The sequence below is a fragment of the Pseudomonas sp. NY5710 genome, from assembly GCF_013305665.1.
Taxonomy (GTDB): Bacteria; Pseudomonadota; Gammaproteobacteria; order Pseudomonadales; family Pseudomonadaceae; genus Aquipseudomonas; species Aquipseudomonas juntendi.
In genome coordinates this window covers 3413241-3435492 of sequence record NZ_CP045554.1, presented here as the reverse complement: position 1 = coordinate 3435492, position 22252 = coordinate 3413241, and the positions used below count along the sequence as shown (strand labels likewise).

10 protein-coding genes are annotated in these 22252 nt (G+C 64.9%); 2 read left to right on the top strand and 8 right to left on the bottom strand.

All coding sequences use genetic code 11. The annotated features are described in order from the left end of the window. Positions 1 to 3 precede the first annotated feature (3 nt). On the top strand, positions 4 to 3324 hold the full coding sequence (gene treS / locus GEV39_RS15650; protein WP_173890253.1) for a maltose alpha-D-glucosyltransferase: 3321 nt from the start codon (positions 4 to 6) through the stop codon (positions 3322 to 3324). Continuing rightward, a complete protein-coding gene (gene glgB, locus GEV39_RS15645; RefSeq protein ID WP_173890251.1) occupies positions 3321 to 5531 on the top strand; it encodes a 1,4-alpha-glucan branching protein GlgB in 2211 nt (736 codons plus the stop codon). Before treS ends, glgB begins: the two co-directional genes overlap by 4 nt. Before the next feature lie 55 nt (positions 5532 to 5586). On the opposite strand, the gene GEV39_RS15640 is transcribed toward glgB, so the two are convergent. From GEV39_RS15640 to GEV39_RS15605, 8 genes are all read right to left on the bottom strand, one after another. Beyond that, entirely contained in the window at positions 5587 to 6495 is a 909-nt protein-coding gene (locus tag GEV39_RS15640; RefSeq protein ID WP_173890249.1) for an autotransporter domain-containing protein, read from the bottom strand. A gap of 1280 nt (positions 6496 to 7775) precedes the next feature. Beyond that, entirely contained in the window at positions 7776 to 9929 is a 2154-nt protein-coding gene (glgX, locus tag GEV39_RS15635; RefSeq protein ID WP_173890248.1) for a glycogen debranching protein GlgX, read from the bottom strand. A 155-nt stretch (positions 9930 to 10084) separates the two neighbouring features. Further along, positions 10085 to 10366, bottom strand: coding sequence for a DUF2934 domain-containing protein (locus GEV39_RS15630; protein WP_173890246.1), 282 nt, complete (start codon positions 10364 to 10366; stop codon positions 10085 to 10087). 17 nt (positions 10367 to 10383) lie between these two features. Further along, positions 10384 to 13158, bottom strand: coding sequence for a malto-oligosyltrehalose synthase (locus GEV39_RS15625; protein ID WP_173890244.1), 2775 nt, complete (start codon positions 13156 to 13158; stop codon positions 10384 to 10386). Continuing rightward, positions 13155 to 15236: a 4-alpha-glucanotransferase gene (malQ, locus tag GEV39_RS15620; protein WP_173890242.1), complete on the bottom strand. Its 2082-nt coding sequence runs from the start codon at positions 15234 to 15236 to the stop codon at positions 13155 to 13157. Before malQ ends, GEV39_RS15625 begins: the two co-directional genes overlap by 4 nt. Continuing rightward, complete coding sequence (gene treZ, locus GEV39_RS15615; RefSeq protein ID WP_173890240.1) at positions 15233 to 16975, bottom strand: malto-oligosyltrehalose trehalohydrolase; 1743 nt, start codon at positions 16973 to 16975, stop codon at positions 15233 to 15235. Before treZ ends, malQ begins: the two co-directional genes overlap by 4 nt. Before the next feature lie 14 nt (positions 16976 to 16989). After that, complete coding sequence (gene glgA, locus GEV39_RS15610) at positions 16990 to 18549, bottom strand: glycogen synthase GlgA (RefSeq protein WP_173890238.1); 1560 nt, start codon at positions 18547 to 18549, stop codon at positions 16990 to 16992. Between the two features lie 559 nt (positions 18550 to 19108). Then, positions 19109 to 22036 carry an aminotransferase gene (locus GEV39_RS15605; protein ID WP_173890236.1) on the bottom strand — a complete coding sequence of 976 codons (2928 nt, stop codon included), beginning with the start codon at positions 22034 to 22036 and terminating at the stop codon, positions 19109 to 19111. Positions 22037 to 22252: the final 216 nt, after the last annotated feature.

Here is a 22252-nt window from a genome sequence, read left to right as displayed (position 1 = left end):
CTCATGGCCAAGCGTTCCCGCCCGGCAGCCTTCATCGACGACCCGCTGTGGTACAAGGACGCTGTCATCTATCAGTTGCACATCAAGTCGTTCTTCGACTCGAACAACGATGGCATCGGTGATTTCGCCGGCCTGATCAGCAAGCTGGACTACATTGCCGAGCTGGGCGTCAACACCCTGTGGTTGCTGCCGTTCTATCCTTCGCCGCGGCGCGACGACGGCTATGACATCGCCGAGTACAAGGCCGTGCACCCGGACTACGGCAGCATGGCCGATGCCCGTCGCTTCATCGCCGAGGCGCACAAGCGTGGTTTGCGGGTCATCACCGAACTGGTCATCAACCACACCAGCGACCAGCACCCTTGGTTCCAGCGCGCCCGCCACGCCAAACGCGGCAGCAAGGCGCGCGACTTTTACGTATGGTCCGATGACGACCAGAAGTACGATGGCACCCGCATCATTTTCCTCGACACCGAAAAGTCCAACTGGACCTGGGACCCGGTGGCAGGCCAGTATTTCTGGCACCGCTTCTACTCGCACCAGCCAGACCTCAACTTCGACAACCCGCAGGTGCTCAAGGCGGTGATCGGGGTGATGCGCTTCTGGCTCGACCTGGGCGTGGACGGGCTGCGCCTGGACGCCATTCCTTACCTGATCGAGCGCGACGGCACCAACAACGAGAACCTCACCGAAACCCACGGGGTGCTCAAGGCCATTCGCGCCGAGATCGATGCCAACTACCCAGACCGCATGCTGCTTGCCGAAGCCAACCAGTGGCCGGAAGACACCCGCCCGTACTTTGGCGAAGGCGACGGCGACGAATGCCACATGGCCTTTCATTTCCCGCTGATGCCGCGCATGTACATGGCCCTGGCCATGGAGGACCGTTTCCCGATCACCGACATCCTGCGTCAGACTCCGGAGATCCCGGCCAACTGTCAATGGGCGATCTTTCTGCGCAACCACGATGAGCTGACCCTGGAAATGGTCACCGACCGCGAGCGCGACTACCTGTGGAACTACTACGCAGAAGACCGCCGCGCGCGCATCAACCTGGGCATTCGTAGGCGCCTGGCGCCCTTGCTGCAGCGTGACCGCCGGCGCATCGAACTGCTCACCAGCCTGCTGCTGTCAATGCCCGGCACGCCCACGCTGTACTACGGTGACGAACTGGGCATGGGCGACAACATCTACCTGGGCGACCGCGATGGCGTGCGCACCCCCATGCAATGGTCGCCGGACCGCAATGGCGGTTTTTCCCGCGCCGACCCACAGCGCCTGGTGCTGCCCCCGGTGATGGACCCGTTGTACGGCTACCAGACGGTCAACGTCGAGGCACAAAGCCATGACCCGCACTCGCTGCTCAACTGGACCCGGCGCATGCTGGCGGTGCGCAAGCAGCAGAAAGCCTTCGGCCGTGGCACGCTGCGCACGCTGAGCCCCAGCAACCGGCGCATCCTGGCCTACATTCGCGAATACACCGATGCCGATGGCAACACCGAGGTCATCCTGTGCGTGGCCAACGTTTCCCGCGCCGCCCAGGCGGCAGAACTGGAATTGTCACAGTACGCCGACAAAGTACCGGTGGAGATGCTCGGCGGCAGTGCCTTTCCGCCGATCGGTCAGCTGCCGTTCCTGCTGACTTTGCCACCTTATGGCTTTTACTGGTTCCTGCTGGCATCGCACGACCGTATGCCCAGCTGGCACGCCCAGCCCACCGAGGGGTTACCCGAATTGATTACGCTGGTATTGCGCAAACGCATGGAAGAACTGCTGGCGGCGCCTGCCAGCGACACTCTGCAAACCAACATCCTGCCCCAGTACCTGCCGAAACGGCGCTGGTTCGCGGGCAAGGAAGGGCCCATAGACCAGGTACGGCTGTGTTATGGCGTGCGTTTCGGCACCGCCCCTACACCGGTATTGCTCAGCGAGCTCGAAGTGCTCAGCGACGGCGTGGCCACCCGTTATCAATTGCCGTTCGGGCTGCTGCCCGAGGAGCAGATCAACAGTGCGCTGCCGCAGCAACTGGCGTTGTCCCGGGTGCGCCGGGCCCATCAGGTGGGTCTGATTACCGATGCGTTCGTGCTCGAGCCGTTCATCCGCGCCGTATTGCGTGCGTGCCAGGAACGCACGCGGCTGGCGTGCGGCGACGCTGATGGCGAGCTGCGTTTCGACTGCACCGAGCAACTGGCCGGCCTGGGGCTGAATGAAGAAAGCGAGGTGCGCTACCTCAGCGCCGAACAGTCCAACAGCTCGGTAGTCATCGGCGACCGCGTGGTGCTCAAGTTGATCCGCCGGGTCAATCCGGGCATTCACCCGGAGCTGGAAATGAGCGCCTACCTGACCGCCGCCGGCTTTACCAATATCTCGCCACTGCTGGCCTGGGTCAGCCGCGTGGATGCGCAGGCAGCCCCGCACCTGCTGATGATCGCCCAAGGCTACCTGAGCAACCAGGGCGATGCCTGGGCCTGGACCCAGAATACCCTGGAGCGCGCCATCCGTGACCAGATGGAGCCCACCCGGTCGGATGCCGAAGTACATACCGACGCCCTGGCCGAACTCACAGCCTTCGCCGCCTTGTTCGGCCAGCGCCTGGGCGAGATGCACGTGTTGCTGGCAGCACCCACCGATGACCCGGCCTTCCAGCCGTGGCCCAGCGATGCCCAGGACCGCGAACGCTGGGTGACCCAGATCAGTGCCGAGTTGACCCATGCCCTTGACCTGCTGGCGCAGCACCGCGATCACCTGGACCGCGACAGCCAGGCGCTGGTCGATGATCTGCAACAACAGCGTCATGGCCTGGTCGAGCATGTTCGCCAGCTGGCCGAGCAGGCCGAGGGCGGCTTGCTGATGCGTGTGCACGGTGACTTGCACCTGGGCCAGGTGCTGGTGGTGCAGGGTGATGCCTACCTGATCGACTTCGAGGGTGAGCCGGCCCGGCCCCTGGAAGAACGCAGGGCCAAACACAGCCCCTACAAAGATGTCAGCGGCGTACTGCGGTCGTTCGACTATGCTGCTGCGATGATCTTGCGCAGCGCGTCTACGGTGGACCTTTCCGAGGCGGCACGGCAGGCCCGGCAACGGGTGGCCCGGCAGTACCTGCACCAGTCGCGGCATGCCTTTATCGAGGCGTACGGCCTGGCCACCGCTGCCATGCCCCACGCCTGGCAGCAGGCGGAAGGCGAGCGCGCTGCGCTGGAGCTTTTCTGCCTGGAAAAGGCGGCCTACGAAATTACTTATGAAGCCGAGAACCGGCCGAGTTGGCTGGCCGTGCCTTTGCATGGCTTGCATGGACTGATCAGTACCTGGGGAGAGTCAGAATGAACGTAACAACGCGTGAAAACGGTGGCCTTCGGCAACGGGACCTCGACGCCCTGGCCCGCGCCGAACACGCCGATCCATTTGCGGTACTCGGCCCCCATGACGACGGCGCTGGCGGGCAGGTGGTCAACGCCTTCCTGCCCAGCGCCCTGAATGTGCGCATTCTTGCCCGCGAAGACGGGCGCATCCTCACCGAAATGGCGCAAGGCAGCCTGCCGGGCTTGTTCACCGCGCACCTCGATACAGCACAGCCTTACCTGCTGCAGATCGGCTGGGCCGGTGGCGAGCAGGTGACCGAGGACCCGTACAGCTTCGGTCCGCAATTGGGCGAAATGGATCTGCACCTGTTTGCTGAGGGCAACCACCGCGACCTGTCCGGGCGTTTCGGCGCGCAGCCGGTGCAGGTCGAGGGGGTCGACGGGGTGTGCTTTTCGGTGTGGGCCCCCAACGCCCGGCGGGTATCGGTGGTGGGGGACTTCAACAACTGGGATGGGCGCCGCCACCTGATGCGTTTGCGTCATGGTGCCGGGGTGTGGGAGCTGTTCATCCCACGGCTGGGCGTGGGGGAAACCTACAAGTTCGAAGTGCTCGGCAAGGATGGCATCCTGCCGTTGAAGGCCGACCCCCTGGCCCGCGCCACCGAATTGCCGCCCAGCACGGCGTCCAAGGTAGCGGGTGAGCTGGGCCATGCTTGGCAAGACCACGACTGGATGGCGCAACGGGCGCAGCGCCATGCGTACAACGCGCCATTGTCGATCTATGAGCTGCACCCCGGCTCCTGGCGCTGCGAAATGGACGAGGCCGGCGAGGTCGGGCGCTACTACAACTGGCGGGAACTGGCCGAGCGCCTGGTGCCGTATGTGCAGGCGCTGGGCTTCACTCATATTGAACTGCTGCCGATCATGGAACACCCGTTCGGCGGTTCCTGGGGCTACCAGCCACTGTCGATGTTCGCCCCCACCTCGCGCTACGGCAGTGCCGAGGACTTCGCCGCCTTCATCGATGCCTGCCACCAGGGCGGCATCGGGGTATTGCTGGACTGGGTACCGGCGCACTTCCCGACAGACGAACATGGCCTGGCGCGCTTCGACGGCACGGCCCTGTACGAGTACGACAACCCGCTGGAAGGCTACCACCAGGACTGGAACACGCTGATCTACAACCTGGGCCGCAATGAGGTGCGCGGGTTCATGATGGCCTCTGCGCTGCATTGGTTGAAGCATTTCCACATCGACGGGCTGCGCGTCGATGCGGTGGCCTCGATGCTGTACCGGGACTATTCGCGCAAGGCCGGCGAGTGGGTGCCCAACCGCCACGGCGGGCGCGAAAACCTCGAGGCCATCGACTTCATTCGCCACCTCAACGGTGTGGCGGCCCATGAGGCGCCGGGGGCGTTGATCATCGCCGAGGAGTCCACCGCCTGGCCCGGGGTCAGCCAGCCGATCGAGCAGGGCGGGCTGGGCTTTGCCTACAAATGGAACATGGGCTGGATGCACGACACCCTGCACTATATCCAGAACGACCCGGTCCACCGTGCGCACCACCACAACGAGATGAGCTTTGGTCTGGTGTATGCTTACTCCGAGCATTTCATCCTGCCCATTTCCCACGACGAAGTGGTACACGGCAAGCACTCGCTGATCGACAAGATGCCCGGCGACCGCTGGCAGAAGTTCGCCAACCTGCGCGCTTACCTGGCCTTCATGTGGACCCACCCCGGCAAGAAGCTGCTGTTCATGGGCTGCGAATTTGGCCAGTGGCGGGAGTGGAACCACGATAGCCAGCTGGACTGGTACCTGCTGCAGTACCCTGAGCACCAAGGCGTGCAACGCCTGGTGAGTGACCTCAACCGGCTGTACCGCGAAGTCCCGGCGTTGCATGAGCAGGACTGCCAGCCACAGGGCTTCCAGTGGCTGATCGGTGACGATGCGCAGAACAGCGTGTTTGCCTGGCTGCGCTGGAGCAGCAGTGGCGAACCCGTGCTGGTGGTCGCCAACTTCACTCCGGTTCCGCGTGAGGGTTACCGCATTGGCGTGCCGTTCGGCGAGCGCTGGCAGGAGCTGTTGAACAGCGATGCCGAGATGTACGCCGGCTCCAATGTCGGCAACCTTGGGCTGGTGCACAGCGAAGACATCGCCAGCCACGGCCAGCCGCAGTCGCTGGCCCTGAACCTGCCCCCGCTGGGTGTGCTGGTGATGAAGCCCGTCTGATGCATCTGCTGTGCTGGCCCCGCCGCTGGTTTGCCGGCGCCAGGGCCAGCGCAGGCTACCATCGCATGCGCACCCCAAGGCTGCCAATCAGCCCATTGAGGTCATTGCCATCCACATCGCTGCTGTAGTCGGCACTGACGAACATGGCCACCGAGGGCGTTACCCGCGCCACCAGCCCCAGGCCCAGTTCCACCGTTGTCGAAAAGCGCGAACTGGAGATCTTGTCGACCTGTTCCAGCTTCACTTCGTCAGGGTTGCTGAAGTCATACCACACGTTGGTCCGCACATAAGGCTCCAGGGGCATGCCGCGCATTTCATAGCGCCCGGACAATGTGGCGCCGACTCGGCCGCTCCAGCTGGGCTGGCTGTCGTAGGCCTGCCGGGTTGCGTGCTGCCCTTGGCTACCGGGGAAGAACTGCTGGTTCATCAATTGCGCCTGGGGTTCGATCACCCAACTGCCAGCCAGGGGGATCGGATAGCCGCCCTCCACCGAGAAAGTCATCGCGTGGCCGCTGTCGCCCGGCCGTTGGCCGGTGTCACCCCCGCCATCCACCTCGATGCGCGAACCCACGGCCACGGCATCCAGGTGCCAGCCCTGTGCGTGGGCCATGCTCCAGTACATGCCCAGGCTTTCCCCGCTCAGTTGCGTAGCATTGCGCGGCTTGTCGCCCAGCAGCGGGCGCATGCCATTGAAGCTGCCTTGCAGGTTGTTATGGCCGACCACCCTCCCGGCGCGTTGCACCTCGCCTGCTGGCGTTGCACGCACGAACAGCTCGGGGCCGGTCATCAGCTGCTGGTCGGGCGCTGCGAGCGGTTCGGGCGCTTGTGTGCCGTTGCGGGGTAGGGGCGGATAAAGCTGTGACCACTCATACGCGAACGTTTCCACCGGGGTTGCCAGAAGCAGCGACGTGGAAACCGCGTAGAAAAGACGGTCGATGCGCACGGGGCTCGAAGTGGTTTTCATGGCGGGTCTCCTTTGCTCTTGTGAAGTACAGCTTGAGGACCTGGTCTGTTGTCACAGGCTGTACGGCAAAACAGAGGGCGACCCAAACCAGCACGCCCGCTTCGGCACACGCGCCCAAAGGCGCGCGCTAGAGGCTCGGCGCGAGATTTTTACTGCTCGGTAATCTTCAGCTAAGGAGAGGGGAGGGCCTGCGTCAAGAAAACGTGAAAGGCCCGTTCACCTTTTGTGGGGGTGACCAAAGCGCTGATTCAAAAGAAAAACTGTGAGGCTATAGCGGCGTTCGCTATTTCCCGCGAGGGCGCTATGAAGAATGATTGCTAGCGCCACGCTCGGGCAGTGGCGGCGTGTTTGCCGCAGCATATGCGGCGGTTGTGAGATCGAGCGCCGCCCGCGCGGCGCTTCGCGGCTAAAGCCGCTCGTCGGGCGGGGTACACCGCCCAATGTAGGAGTGGCTTTAGCCACGAATACAGTGGTGGCGGCAACGGTGAATACCCAGAAGACATTGGCCAGCAGGCCCGGCCCCTTCGCGGGTGAACCCGCTCCTACATCGGGCGGGGTACACCGCCCCATGTAGGAGTGGCTTTAGCCACGAATACGGTGGTGGCTGCAACGGTAAATACCCAGAAGACATTGGCCAGCAGGCCCGGCCCCTTCGCGGGTGAACCCGCTCCTACATCGGGCGGGGTACACCGCCTCATGTAGGAGTGGCTTTAGCCACGAATACGGTGGTGGCTGCAACGGTAAATACCCAGAAGACATTGGCCAGCAGGCCCGGCCCCTTCGCGGGTGAACCCGCTCCTACATCGGGCGGGGTACACCGCCCCATGTAGGAGTGGCTTTAGCCACGAATACGGTGGTGGCGGCAACGGTGAATACCCAGGAGATATTGGCCAGCAGGCTCGGCCCCTTCGCGGGTGAACCCGCTCCTACATCGGGCGGGGCACCACCGCCCAATGTAGGAGTGGCTTTAGCCACGAATACGGTGGTGGCGGCAACGGTGAATACCCAGGAGATATTGGCCAGCAGGCCCGGCCCCTTCGCGGGTGAACCCGCTCGTTTGTTTCGGGCCAGTATTGCCTGTGCCAGACGCGCGCGACCGCCTTGTTTTTACGACGCGATATCGTGGTGGGCGCCAGGGCGTTCGCGCGCAAATTCCACAGGCATAACTGGCCCGAAACAAACGGAGCGAGCAAAGCATCACGATGCGCCGCGTGGGCGGCGCTCGATCTCACATGCACTCAAGAGGCCGCGGCGGGCACTGCCCACCGCGCCTACCCGGTTCACTCGTCTTCGCGTTGCAACACCATCAACACCATGGAGCGCCCCTTCACCTCGAAGGTGCTGTCGAACTGTAGGTGCTGGCCCTTGCGCAGTTCGGGCCGGTCAGTGTCGATCAGGCAGTTCCAGTGATCGCCATCCGGCACTGTCGGCAGCTTGAACGGCACCACATCATGGTGCGAGTTGACGATCAGCAGCACGGTTGCCTCGGCGCCGGGCCGGGCAATACCGCTGACCTGCGCGCGGCCATCGATCAGCATGCCCAGGCAGCGGCCGTGCGGGTCTTCCCACTGCTCCACGGTCATCTCGCCGCCATCCGGCGCCAGCCAGGTCACGTCCTTGACCCCGATCGCTTCGTTGTAATCGCCAACCAGGAACCGCGACCGGCGCAGTACCGGGTAGGTGAGGCGCAGGCGAGTCAGGCGCTTGACGAAGGCCAGCAGCTCTTTGCCTTCCTCGTCGAGGTCCCAGTTGATCCAGCCGATCTCACTGTCCTGGCAGTAGGCATTGTTGTTGCCGTGCTGGGTGCGGCTAAACTCGTCGCCCGCCACGATCATCGGCGTGCCCTGGGCCAGCAGCAAAGTGGCGAAGAAGTTGCGCATCTGGCGCATGCGCAGGGCGTTCACGGCCGGGTCTTCGGTCGGCCCTTCGGCGCCGCAGTTCCACGACAGGTTGTTGTCGGTACCGTCCTGGTTGTTCTCGTCGTTGTCCTCGTTGTGCTTGTGGTTGTACGACACCAGGTCGCGCAAGGTAAAACCGTCATGGGCGGTGATGAAGTTCACCGAGGAGTACGGCCGGCGGCCACGGTTGTTGAACATGTCGCCTGAGGCCGTCATGCGCGCGGCAAAGTCGGCCAGCTGGCCTTCATCGCCTTTCCAGAAGGCGCGCACGGTGTCGCGGAAGCGGTCGTTCCATTCGGCCCAGCCGGGGGCGAAGTTGCCCACCTGGTAGCCGCCTGGCCCGCAGTCCCACGGCTCGGCAATCAGTTTGACCTGGCTCAGCATCGGGTCTTGGCGGCAGGCCACGAGGAAGCCGTGGCGCTCGCTATAGCCGTCATGGTACCGGCCAAGAATGGTCGCCAAGTCGAAGCGGAAGCCGTCCACGTGCATTTCGCCGGCCCAGTAGCGCAGCGAGTCGGTGACCAGTTGCAGCACGCAGGGGTGGCTCAGGTCCAGGGTGTTGCCGGTGCCGGAGTCGTTGATGTAGTAGCGCTTGTCATCCGGCATCAGGCGGTAGTACGAGGCGTTGTCGATACCGCGCATAGACAGGGTCGGGCCGCGCTCGTTGCCCTCGGCGGTGTGGTTGTAGACCACATCGAGAATCACCTCCAGCCCGGCGTCGTGCAGGTGCGCGACCATCTCCTTGAACTCGGCGATCTTGCCGCTGGCCAGGTAGCGCGGGTGGGGGGCGAAAAAGGCAATGCTGTTGTAGCCCCAGTAGTTGTTCAGCCCCTTGTCCAGCAGGTGCTGGTCGTTGACGAACGCGTGAATCGGCAGCAACTCGATACTGGAAACACCCAGGTCCTTGATGTGCTTGAGCAATTCGTCGTTGGCCAAGCCGGCGAAGGTACCGCGCAGCTCCTCCGGCACGGCGGGGTGGCGCATGCTGATGCCGCGGGTGTGCGCCTCGTAGAGGATGGTGCGCTCCCAAGGTACTTGTACGCGCTCGTCACGGCCCCAGGTGAAGGCCGGGTCGATCACCTTGCACTTGGGCACGAAGGGGGCGCTGTCACGTTCATCGAACGACAGGTCGTCGTCGGGGTGGCCGATGGTGTAGCCAAATAGCGCCTCGGACCACTTCAGTTCGCCGACCAGCTGCTTGGCATAAGGGTCGATCAGCAGTTTGTTGGGGTTGAAACGGTGACCGTTTTGCGGCTCGTACGGGCCATAGACGCGGTAGCCATACACCAGGCCCGGGTGCGCATCGGGCAGGTAGCCATGGTAGATCTCGTCAGTGTATTCAGGCAGCTCGATGCGTTCGAGCTCATGCTCGCCGGTGGAGTCGAACAGGCACAGCTCGACCTTGGTGGCATTGGCCGAAAACAGGGCAAAGTTGACGCCCAGCCCATCCCAGGTGGCGCCCAGGGGAAAAGGTTGGCCTTCGCGGATGCGGGTTGGGGCAACCGAGCGGGTTTTCTTCGGGATACGGGGGCTCATGGCAATCCTCAAATGGCCGTGGTGGAAGGTATGGGGTGATGCTGTGCTGCCCTGGTGCCCTCTTGGTGGCGCCCGCTCCCCCTAAGTCAGCCATGACCGCCAGCCGTGTGGCAATCGTGGGGGAGCGGGCAGGCCGCGAAGTGGCCGCAACCGGTTTAACCGGCAGTAGGCTTTTTCACCGCCCGTGGTTTCTTCGCCGCAGCGGGTTTTACCCCCGGCAGGGCCGCTACCTTGGGCTCGGCCGGCGGCTTGGGCTGGGCTGCTGGCTTGGCTTTGGCAGGGGCCCGCTTGCGCGGTGCGGCTTTTGGCGCCAGGGCCTCGGCCTCGGCCAGCTTGCGGGCCATTTCCCAGTGACGGTCTTCCTGGCCGGCGGGTTTACCTTCTGACTCCCAGATCTGGTAGGCAAATTCGCGAATACGCTTTTCATCGACACTCATCGAAACGCTCCTGATGCTCAAGATTGTTGGATCAACAGGTTGACCGGAAACTCCGCCAGCACGGCGCTCAACATCAGCTCCCTTGATGAGCTGACCGCCGCGCATGGGAAAAGTCCCGTCGAATTGGCAGGTGATACGGCAAACGGTAAAACCAGCCGGGTGTCGTCCCAGTTCTGTGCCGGGATCAACGGTGTTGGCGCGCTGCCGAGCAGGCTGTTGGCCAGGCGTGGGGCCACGACGATGGCGCGTTCGCCTTCACCCAGCCGGGCGAAGGCGACGACCTTGTCGGCATGCCGGCCCTGTACCGTCAGCGGCAGGTAGGCACCGCGGCGGAACAGCTCGGCGTGCGCCTGGCGGCAGTCCAGCACACGGGCGACCAAGGCCTGCTTGAGGCGGCCGTCGCGCCAGTGCGACAGCAGCTCGGCCACGGGTGTGGCACTTTCCAGGGTGGCACGCCGCAAAGCGTAGTCCACGGCGCGGCGGTTGTCCGGGTCGACCAGGCTCAGGTCCCAGTATTCGTTGCCCTGGTACAGGTCGGGCACGCCCGGGGTGGTCATGCGCAGCAGGGCCTGCACCAGGCCATTGAGGGCGCCGGGGCAGGCGAGCAGTTGTGCGGCATCGGCCACCGATTGACGCAACTGCTGGTTTTCACTGCCCAGCAGCAAACCGTCCAGGTAGCGGGCACAGGCCGCCTCGTAGGCTTCGTTCGGTGCGTTCCAGCTGCTGCGCAGCTTGGCCTCGCGCAGGGCCTTTTGCTGCCACTGGCGCACGCGGTCGGCGTATTGGCGCAGGGCGTTGGCGTCGTGCAGGTCAAGGTCCAGCGGCCAACTGCCGAGCAGCGTCTGCAACAGCATCAGCTCGTCGCAAGGGCTGGGCGCCAGGCCGTCCTCCAGCGGCGCACGCAGCGGCGCCGCCAGCTCGCGCCAGTGCTCCACGCGGCTGGCCAGCCACGGCCCACGCTCGCTGAGCACGGCCAGGCGGGCGCGTGTGTCTTCGCCACGCTTGTGGTCATGGGTGGCGGTGGCCAGCAGGTTGTCGGGGAAGTCGCGCAGGCGCCGTTGCGCTTCGTTGTGGAAGTGCGCCATCGGGGCACTGAAACGCTCGGCCTCGAAGCCCACATCGTTGCGCGACAGCAGCCGCGCGCTGCGGTAGAAGGCCGTGTCTTCCACCGCCTTGGCGGCACTGGGCGCGGTCAGTTGCTGGAAGCGCACGCAGGCATGGCGCAACTGCTTGCGCGCGCGCCCCGGCGGCAATTGCCGCCAGCCTTGGCCACCCAGCCATTGTTCCAGGTGGTCGAGCAACGGCCAGTCGGCTTCGGCCAGGTCCTGGCGGGCATTGGTCAGGGCTTGCTGGAAAAACACTTCGTCTTCAGCCGGGCGCCCGCAAGCATTGAAGTAGGTGCGGTACACCGGATAGTGCGCCACCAGCGCCTGCAAGGCACGGCGGATCGCGCCCAAGGTCAGGTCGCGGGTCATCAGGTCGTTGCGGGCGACCTGCAACAGCGCCTGGGCTACCGACTCGCAGTCGCCTGCCAGGCTGGCGTTGAGCACCAGGTGGCGCGCCTGGCGCACTTCTTCAGCAAAGGCCGGGCGCTCGCTGATGTTGGCCCACAACTCGGTCAGCGGTGCCTCACCGGCCGGGTCGTGCTGCAGCAGCGACACCTGGTTCATGAACTCGTAGCCAGTGGTGCCGTCGGTGTGCCAGTCGAGGTGCAGGTGTTCGCCGCTGCCGAGAATCTTTTCCACGTAGATCGGGAAGTGTTCGACCGCCGCGTTCAGCGGCCGACTGGCCAGCAGGCCGTCGACGCGCCGGCGCAGTTTGCGGCAATAGCCGCGCGGGTCGGCCAGGCCGTCGATATGGTCAATGCGCAGGCCGTCTACCAACCCGCGTTCGATCAGCTCGAAGAGCTTGGCGTGGGTCGCCTCGAACACCACCGCGCGCTCAACCCGCAGGCCACCCAATTCGTTGATGTCGAAGAAGCGCCGCCAGTTGATGTCGTCGGCGGCGGTGCGCCAGCTGGCCAGCCGGTAAGTCTGGCGCTCCAGCAGCAGGTGCAGGCGTTTAAAGCCGCTTTCGGCACGGCTGTCGAACGCCACCAGCGCCGACTCTAGGTCGGCACCTTGCTGTACCAGGCGCGCCAGTTCGGCGTGCAACGGCAGGGCGTCAGCCAGTGGCGTGGCAGCCTCGCCCAGCGCGGTGAAGTGCTGCGCCAGGGCCTGCAAGGCGGGGTCCGGGCTCAGCGCCAGGATCCAGCCGTAGTCGATCGGGCAAATCGGGAAACGGTGCTGGTAGTGGGCGACTTGCAGCACCCCCCGGTCCTTGTCGAACTCCAGCGGGAGTTCGCCGTTTTTCAAGCACACGCCATAGTCGTTGCCCAGGAACGGCAACAGCAATTGCCCGGCCAGCAGCGGATCGCTGGAATGCCACTGGATGTCGAAGAATTCTGCGTACGGGCTACGCCGGCCCCAGGCCAGCAGGCATTGCCACCACGGGTTGTCCGCACCGCCTACCGCCATATGGTTGGACACGGTGTCGAGGATCAGCCCCATGCCATGCTGGCGCAAGGCCGCGACCAGGCGCTGCAACGCCGCCTCGCCGCCCAGCTCGGGGTTGACCTGGGTCGGGTCGACCACGTCGTAGCCGTGGCGTGAACCGGCACGGGCCTTGAGGATGGGTGAGGCATATAGGTGGCTGATGCCCAGTTGAGCGAAGTAGGGCACCAGCGGCACGGCGTGGTCGAGGGTGAAGTCACTGTGGAACTGCAGGCGCAAGGTGGCGCTCAAGGGCTTCATCGGTCACGCTCCCAGGCTTGTTCGCGGGCTTGGGCAAGCAGCTCCAGGCGCCGCGCGGCATCGTCGTCATTCAGCAGTTCATGCACCGGGCGGGCGAAGCGCCGGCGCCAGTTGGGGTGGCCGGTGGTGGTGCCTGGCAGGTTGGGTTGCTCGTCGCAGCCCAACAGGTCTTCCAGCGGTATTAGCACCAAGGGCGCCCGGGTATGGCCCACATAACGGATGGCGGCATCGATCACGGCGTCATCGTCCTTGAGCACGCCATAGTTGGCTTGCAAGGTGCGGCGCAGGCCGTCGTGTTGTTTCTGGCGGTCGTGGCGCCAGTGCAGTTCGGTGGCAGCGTCAATGAGTTGCAAGCGGTGGCTCCAGTCGATATCGCGGTTTTTCAGCCAGCCGGCCAGGGGCGCCAGGTCGTGTGTACCGGTAGTGGCCAGGGCGTTGTCGGGCCAGTCGAGTATGGGCGTGAACTGCCCAGGCTGGCGCTGCTCGAAAGGCAGCACGCGCATGCCCAGCACGGCTTTCTCGGCCAGGGCTTCGCGCAGGCCGGCGGGCACCGTGCCCAGGTCTTCACCAAGGATGATGGCCTGGTGGCGTAGCGATTCCAGCGCCAGTAGCCGCAGCAGGTCCTCCAGCGGGTAGTTGAGGTAGGCGCCTTCGCTGGGCTCGGCGCCTTGCGGTATCAGCCACAGCCGACGCAGGCCCATGACGTGGTCGATGCGCAGGCCGCCGGCATGCGCCAGGTTGGCCCGCAACATTTCGATGAACGCGCGGTAGCCGTTGCGCTTGAGGCCTTCGGGCGAAAAGGCGCAAATACCCCAGTTCTGTCCGGCCCGGTTGAGAATGTCGGGCGGTGCGCCCACATTCAGGCCCGACAGCAATTCGTCCTGGCGGCTCCAGGCCTGGCTGCCGGCACCGTCGGCGCCAACTGCCAGGTCGGCGATCAGGCCCACCCTCATGCCGTTGCCGCGGGCGGCCTCGTGGGCGCGTTGCAGGCCACGCTCGGTGAGCCATTGGCAGAACGCGTGGAACTCCACCTTGGCCGGGTAGGCCTCGGCGATGGCCTGGACTTGCGGGTGACAGGGGTCTTGCCAGGGCGCGGGCCAATGCCGCCAGTCGGCGCCCAGGCCATGCTCCACGGCATGGGCTTGCAGCACTTCGAAGCGGCAATGATGCTCCAGCGCTTCACCGGCGGCTTTGCGGAAGCTGTCGAAGTCCTCGCGCAGCGGGTGGCTGCCTTGGCTGAACCCTTGGTACAGCGCCTCCAGCACACGCAGCTGGGCGCTGGCGGCCCGGGGCCAGTCGACCAGCGGGCGCTGCTGCAGCTCTTCCAGCAGTTGTTCCAGGCCGCAGGCTTCGATGGCCATGCGCACTTCCCGTTCGCCCAGCAGGGCGGCGGGGCTGGCGTACAAGGTATTGAGCAGCAGGCGGCTGGAGGGCGAGTAGGGGCTGTAATGTTCTTGGTCGATGGCCGACAGGGCATGGATAGGGCTGATGGCCAGGGCATCGGCGCCGCGCTCTGCGGCCGAGCGGGCCAGTTGTTCAAGGGCCAGGCAGTCGCCATAACCACCGTCGCCAGGGCGGCGCAGGCTGTACAGCTGAACCGCCAGCCCCCAGCAGCGCGCGGGTGGTTGCTGCGCGCTGTGCTCAAGGCTGTCGTCAAGGCTATGGCAACGGGGCGGCGCTACGGCCACCGTGAAGCGGCGGCTGTCGATCTCGACCTGGTGGTAACCGACAGGCAGTTCACCGGGCAGGCGCGCCTGCCGGTCAAGTTCCAGCACAAGCGTGGCGCTGTCCTCGAGGGTGCAGCGGGCGACGCTGGCCGCGCTGAAATAGCGCGACAGGTCCAGCGGCTGGCCATGGTCGGCCGTCAGCAAGGGCGGCAGGTGTTCACTGTCGTCGGCGGCTTCCAGGGTCTGTAGGCTTGCGGCGATTGCCGCATCGTCGCCGGCCGGGTGGCCCAGGTTTTCGAGCAGGTTGCGCAGCACGTGGTCGCTCACGCGCTGAGGGCGGTCATTGGCGTCGATCCAGTCACGGCTAAGCCCGACGCGGTTCGCCAAGCGGTGCAGGGCGGTTTCGCTCATGGGCGCTCCTGGGTAGGGGGAAGCAGGCTGACCACGCAGCTGTACGCCGCCAGTTGGCTGTCGGGGTGGCGAGCATCGCCGCTGTCGAACAACCGCAAAGGCGGTGGCGGCAGCTCGACCAGCTGCGGGCTGTCGGCCAGGTTCAGGTCGATGCGCAAGGTGTTGCCATTGCCCAGTCGCCAGCGTGCGGTCACTGCCTTGTCACCGTGCACCTCGGCGCCCAGCGCGCAGCTGCCAGGCAGGTACGGGATCACATGGTGGCGGCGCAGGGCGAGCAACTGCTGATACAGACCGTGCCAGCCGGCCAGCACCTGCTTGCTGTGGGGGCGTGATGCCTCGAAGGTCTGTTTGGCATTGGGGTCAGGAATGTGCTCGCGCTGCTCGGGGTCAGCGAAGGCCTTGAAATGGGCGAACTCGCCACGGCGGCCTTCGCGCACTGCATCGGCCAGTTCGTCGTGGAAGTCGGTAAAGAACAGGAAGGGCTGGCAGCTGCCTTCTTCGTCCCCCATGAACAGCAAGGGGATCATCGGTGCCATCAGCAGCAAGGTGGTGGCAGCGCGCAGCGCCTGCGGTGGGCACAGGCGGGTCAGGCGCTCGCCCAGGGCGCGGTTGCCTACCTGATCGTGGTTCTGCAAGAACAGTACGAAGGCACTGGGTGGCAGATGCGCGCTGGGTTCGCCGCGCGGCGTACCGTGGCGGTTGGCCTGGCCCTGGAACACGAAGCCTTCGGCCAGGCAGCGTGCCAACTGGTCGATGGGGCGGTCCTTGTAGTCGGCATAATACCCTTCGGTCTCGCCGGTGAGCAGCACATGCAGGGCGTTGTGGCCGTCATCGTTCCACTGCGCGTCGAAGCCCTGTTGCAACAGGGTGGCCTGGTTGTGCTCGTTCTCCAGCACCAGCCACACGTGGCGGCCGGGCTCCACTGCGGCACGCACGCGGTCGGCCAGTTCCACCAGAAAATCGGGTTGGTCGATGGCATGTACGGCATCCAGGCGCAGGCCGTCGCAGCGGTAGTCGCACAGCCACATCAGTGCGTTCTGGATAAAGTATTCGCGCACCTGCGGGCGGCGGAAGTCGATGGCCGCGCCCCAAGGCGTCTGCCGATCTTCCCGGAAGAACGGGCTGGCATACTGGTGCAGGTAATTGCCGTCGGGGCCGAAGTGGTTGTACACCACGTCCACCAGCACCATCAGCTTTTCACCATGGGCCTGGTCGACCAACGCGCACAGTTGCTCTGGGCTGCCGTAGGTGTGCTGCGGGGCATAGGGCAATACGCCGTCGTAGCCCCAGTTGCGCTCGCCGGGGAACTGCCCCAGGGGCATCAGCTCTATTGCGCTGATACCCAGCGCGGCCAGCTTCGGCAGTTGCCGGGCTACGCCTTGGTAGCCATCGAGCAGCCCCACATGCAGTTCCTGAATGACCGCCTCGTGCCAGGGGCGGCCTAGCCACGGGTGCTGCCAGGGGTAGCTGGCCACATCCACCACCTTGCTGGGGCCGTGCACGCCAGTAGGCTGGTAGCGCGACGCCGGGTCGGCCACCTGCAGTTCATCATCAATTCGAAAGTGGTAACGGTCGCCGGCCTGGCAGGGCGCCACGCCGCTGAACCAACCGTCTTCATCGCGCTGCAGGGCGATAGCCGGCTGCTGCTCCAGTTCCACGCTCACGCTGCGCGCATCGGGTGCCCAGAGGGCGAAGCGCGCCGACGTGGCGTCCAGCAAGTGTGCGCCATGCCTGTGCATCTTACTGCCCTCGCTCAGTAGTGGCTCAGTTGTGCTTGCTTGACCAGGTCTTCGTACAGCCGGGCGTAGGGTTCCACCGCCTGGCACCAGTTGAACGGCTGGGTCATCGACAGGCAGCGCATGGCGTTGAGCAGGTCCTTCTTGCCATATACATAGAAGGCGCGGCCAAGCGCTTCGCGGTAGCTGTCGACGGTCGACTCGTTGAACAGGAAGCCCGTGACCCCGCACTCGATGGTGTCAGCCAGGCCGCCGGTATTGCGCGCCACTGGCAGCGAGCCAAAGCGCTGGGCATACATCTGGCTGAGCCCGCAGGGCTCGTAGCGCGAGGGCATCAGCAGGAAATCACTGCCGGCGAACATGCGCCGGGCGTCGGTTTCGTTGAAGCCGATGCGTACCCCGATACGGCCTGGGTGGCGCAGCGCAAGCTCACGCATGGCCTGTTCTTCCTCCGGCTCGCCACGGCCGATGATCGCAATCTGCCCGCCCTGTTCGACGATGTAGTCGGCCACGCCCAAGGTCAGGTCCAGGCCTTTCTGGTAAACCAGGCGCGAAACCACTGCGAACAGTGGGCCTTCGGAGTCGTCCAGGCCGAACAGTTGGCGCACTTCCTGGGTGTTGCGTGCCTTGCCTTCCCAGTCATTGATGCTGAAGTTGTGCTGCAAGTGCTTGTCGGTGGCCGAATCCCAGCTTTCGTCGATACCGTTGGGGATGCCGCCAAGCAGGCCTTGCTGGGCTTTGCTGGCGAGGAAGCCATCCAGGCCGCAGCCGAATTCCGGGGTGGTGATTTCCCGCGCATAGGTGGCGCTGACCGTGGTGATGTGGCTGGAGTAGGCAAGGCCAGCCTTGAGGAACGACAGCTTGCCGTAGAACTCCATCCCTTCCTGCTGCATGGCATGTTCCGGGATGGCCAGTTCGGGGCTGCACCCACGGCTGTACACGCCTTGGTAGGCCAGGTTGTGGATGGTGAACAGGGTTGGCGTGTTGAGGCCGCGCCAGTGCATGTAGGCTGGCGCCAGGCCGGCAGGCCAGTCATGCGCATGCACCACTTCGGGCTTCCAGTGGATCATGCCTTCGCCGGCTGCGATTTCCGCTGCGGCCAGGCCCAGGCGAGCGAAACGGATGTGGTTGTCTGGCCAGTCGCGACCGTTGTTGGCGCCATAGGGGGTGCCGTCGCGCTGGTACAGTTCGGGGCAGATGAGCACATAGATGACCAGGCCGTCGGGCATGTCCATGCGGCCGATCTTGCATGGCGGCAAGGCTGCGTGGCCGCCCAGTTCGCCGACGATATGGATCGGGTTGTCGCTTTCGACCACCTGCGGGTAGCCCGGGATCAATACCCGAACATCGTGCAGGTGCGCCAGGGCGCGCGGCAGCGCTGCAGACACGTCACCCAGGCCGCCTGTCTTGACCAGGTCGGCGATTTCCGAGGTCACGAACAGAATCTTGCGCTTGTTGGGGTTGTGCTGGCGCTGGGCGCCGGGTGCCTTGGCTGTCGTGGCGAAATCCGGGGTGAGCGGTTCGCGCTTATCGGTGGTGAAGGTGTTTACGTGTGGCTCGACAGCGGCACTGATCATACTTCTCTCCGTCCCTATGCTTGCCGGGTGCTGGCACCCGTGGCGTTGTTTCGTACTGGTTCTCTCTGCTTGCTGAATACGTACTGCTTTCCATGCCCCAAGGTCGTGCGCGCAGGCACCGCGCTCTCGGCGTTCCGGCCGAAGGCGTTTGAGCGGGTAGGGGTGGTGGCCGAAGCTGGGAGATCCCGTTGCGTTTGGCCTACTTAGTTCCTGACCTGCCCGCGTTCCGTAAAGTTCGACTTATTTTCGTCACTCTTCCATTGAGCAAATCGCGGGCCGAAAACCGAGTGTAGGAGAGAAAAGGCAGAAAAGGTGACCCACTGGTCACATTTGAGAGCATGCGGGCTAGACGCAAACGTTGGCGTTTGTGAATGGATGTGAACAAGCATGAAGCGGGGTGGGTAATTGCGTGCTGATGCCGCGCCTTTTTGTGGCGGGATGGAGTGCGTGCGCCATATTGGTGCGCCTGTGCTCGCCCGAAAAAGGGCCGCCAGGTGGGCGTGGAGTTTATCTGCGAAGCGCCGCTCGCGCGGCGCTCGATCTCGCAGAAGGTGAGCCGCTACAGCCCTTCACCCAGCACCCGGTCGATGCTATCGACGAAGTAATCCACGCTGGCCCGGCTGGTGCACATTGGCGGCTTGATCTTGAGAATGTTCAGGTGATCCCCTGTGGGTTGCATGAAGATGCCCAATTCCCGCAGCCTGTCGCAGAGCAGCTGGGTTTCCTGCGTCGCGGGCTCCAGTGTTTCGCGGTCACGCACCAGTTCCAGGCCCAGGTAGAAGCCCGAGCCATGCGCGGCGCCGGCCAGCGGATGCTTGTCGACCAGCGCCTGCAGGCGCGCCTTGAAATAGCGCCCGGTGTCGCGGGCGTTGTCCCACAGGCCTTCTTCCTGCATCACGTCCAGTACTGCCATGCCAATGCGGCAACTGACCGGGCTGCCACCGGCAGAGGAGAAGAAATAGCCCTCGGCCTCCAGTGCTTCGGCAATTTCGCGGCGGGTAATGACCACCCCCAGCGGCTGGCCGTTACCCATGCCCTTGGCCATGGTGATGATGTCGGGCACCACGCCTTGCTGCTCGAAGCCCCAGAAGTATTCACCCAGGCGGCCGTAACCGACCTGGACCTCGTCGGCGATGCACACACCGCCCCTGGCCCGGACCTTGGCATAGGCCTCGCGCAGGTACCCCGCTGGCAGCGCGATGCCACCGGCATTGCCGTACACCGGTTCGCAGATGATGCCGGCCAGCTGTCGGCCACGGGCATCGAGGTCGGCCAGCTTGGTGTCGACATCGCGCAGGTAGTCTGCTGCGCTGTCGGCGCCACGGTAGCGGCCGCGGAAGGTATTCGGCGCCTCGACCGGGTGCACCCAGTCCGGGCGGGTGTGCAACGCCTGCGGGTTGTCGGCGATCGACGTGGAGATGGCATCGGTGGCCACCGACCAGCCGTGGTAGGCCTCCAACACGCTGAGCAGGTCGCGCCCGCCGCTGTAGGCCCAGGCCAGCCGTATCGCCAGGTCGTTGGCTTCGGTGCCGCTGTTGACCATGAAAACCCGGTCGAAGCCTTCGGGTACCAGCTTCAGCAAACGTTCGGAAAATTCGGTGACGGCCGCGTAGTGAAAGCGCGAGTTGGTATTGAGCAACGACCACTGCCGCGCCGACTCGGCGACCATGCGCGGGTGGCCGTGGCCCAATACCGCAACGTTGTTGAGCATGTCGAGGTAAGCGCGGCCTTGCATGTCGAACAGGTAGTTGCGCCAGCCACGTTCGATGTGGGGTGGCTGCGCGTAGTAGTGTTTCTGCGAGCGCGCGAAGCTGGCGTCGCGACGGGCCAGCAGGGCCTGTGGGTCAGGCAGTGGCTCGGCATCGCAGTCCAGGCCCAGCAGCGGCGCGGGGGAAGGGCACAGGGCCAGCCAGGCATCGGCATGGGACGGGGTGGCGAAGAAAGGTGGCTGGGTGTCGGTGCCCAGGCACACTTGCACGCGAAGCACGCCGCAACTACGGCCCAGCGCCTGGCCCTGGGCCACGGCCTGGCCAGCGGCTGGCGCATCTTGCAGGCCTTGCAGCCACAAGGCCCAGCGCGCAGTACGCAGGCAGCCGCCAGTATCGCCATGGCGCTGCCAGGTGCCGGCCGCCGGTGCCTGGAGCAGGCTGGCGTGGGGCACATGCAGTTCAACGCCCAGGGCGCAAGTGGCCGGTTCTGCGGCGCGGTCGATATGGGTTTGCGACAGGCGATATTGCCCGTAGAGGGTGCAGGCCGGGGCAGGTTGCCGGGTGAGCAGGTGCTGGTCGAAGCCAGGTTGCTCCCAGTTGCCCGCCTCATAGTGCGCACTGAGCACGCCGAGGTCGAGCCGGTGCACCGCCTGCCCTTGCAGTTCGGGAAGCAGCGGCGCGCAGCCGCTCATGTCTGGCGTGGCGACCGGCAACCCGGCAGCCCGCAGGATCGCTGCCTGCATCAGGGCGAAGGGCACGGCGGTGGCGGTGTCGAAAATTTCCCACTCATGGGCGACATTGTCGCGGGTGTACTGGTTGTCTGGGTCCACTGCCAACTGCTGTGCGCTGCTCAGCACCAGTACGGCGGCGCGGTTCAGTACCAATGGCCACAGGGCGTGCAACTCGGCATGGGTCAGTGGGTTGAGGGCCTGGTAGGCACTGACCGCCGGGAGGATCCGCAGCGGGTCGCCTTCGGCGTGGTGCAGCAGCGCCGCACAGGTTACCGACAGGTCGGCGATGCGCCAGGTACGTAGCAGGTCGCCGAAGTCGATCAGCCCTCGCAGTTGCCACTGGCGCTGGTCGTCGCGCGCCCACACGGTGTTGTCGTCGGTGATGTCCAGGTGCACGGCTTGGCTTGGCAGGCTGCCGATCAGGGGGGCCAGGTGTTCGGCAGCCACGGCGGTGGCCTGTGCGATACGGCGGCGCTGGTCGGCATCGTTCAGCACGGGAAGCAAGTGCTCTATCAGCGTTTGCGCATGCTTGGGATCCCATTGCAGGGTGCGCTCAAGGCCAGGGTGGTCAAAACCGGCCAAGGCCTGGTCAAGCTTTGCGCAGAGGCCGCCCAGTTCGGCCATCAGTTGCGCCGGGAGGTGGGCAAGGCGCGTCAGCGGTTGCCCCTCGATGTATTCCAGCAGCCTTACCCGCAGTGGTTGCGCTTCGACGTCCAGGGCCAGCAAGGCTTCGCCGCTGAGTGCCCGGCGCACGCCTGGCACAGGCAGGCCATGCTCGCGCAGGTAGGCGAGGGCCGCATGCTGGGCCTCCAGTTCGACCTGGGCATAGCTGCCATGGCACGCCTTGAGCACGAAGCTGCCTTGCGGCGCGACCACGCGCAAGTTCAGGTCCTGTTGGCTGCCAAGGGCCGACAACTCGCCCGTCAGGCCGTAATGGGCCTGTAGCAGGCTTTGCGCCTGGGTGGTGCCGAGCACGGGGCCTGGCAAGCTGGAGCGCTGAACCAGCAGGTGGAGGGCAGGGGAGGCAGTTGGGTGGTGACTGGACATGGGCTCTACCGTTGAGGCGGGTGGACGGAGCGACTTTATGCGCTAGCTGGCTGATGACTAAAGACGATCGTCGTCAATTTTTCTGATGATCCTCAGCGTGGCTTGTACAACCTGAGCGCGGGTATTCCAGCCCGTGAAACGGGAGTGGTGAACTTCCCTGATGGCCTGATCTCTTAGGAAACAGGTGCTGCTGCCGCACCGTTTGTCGAAATATAA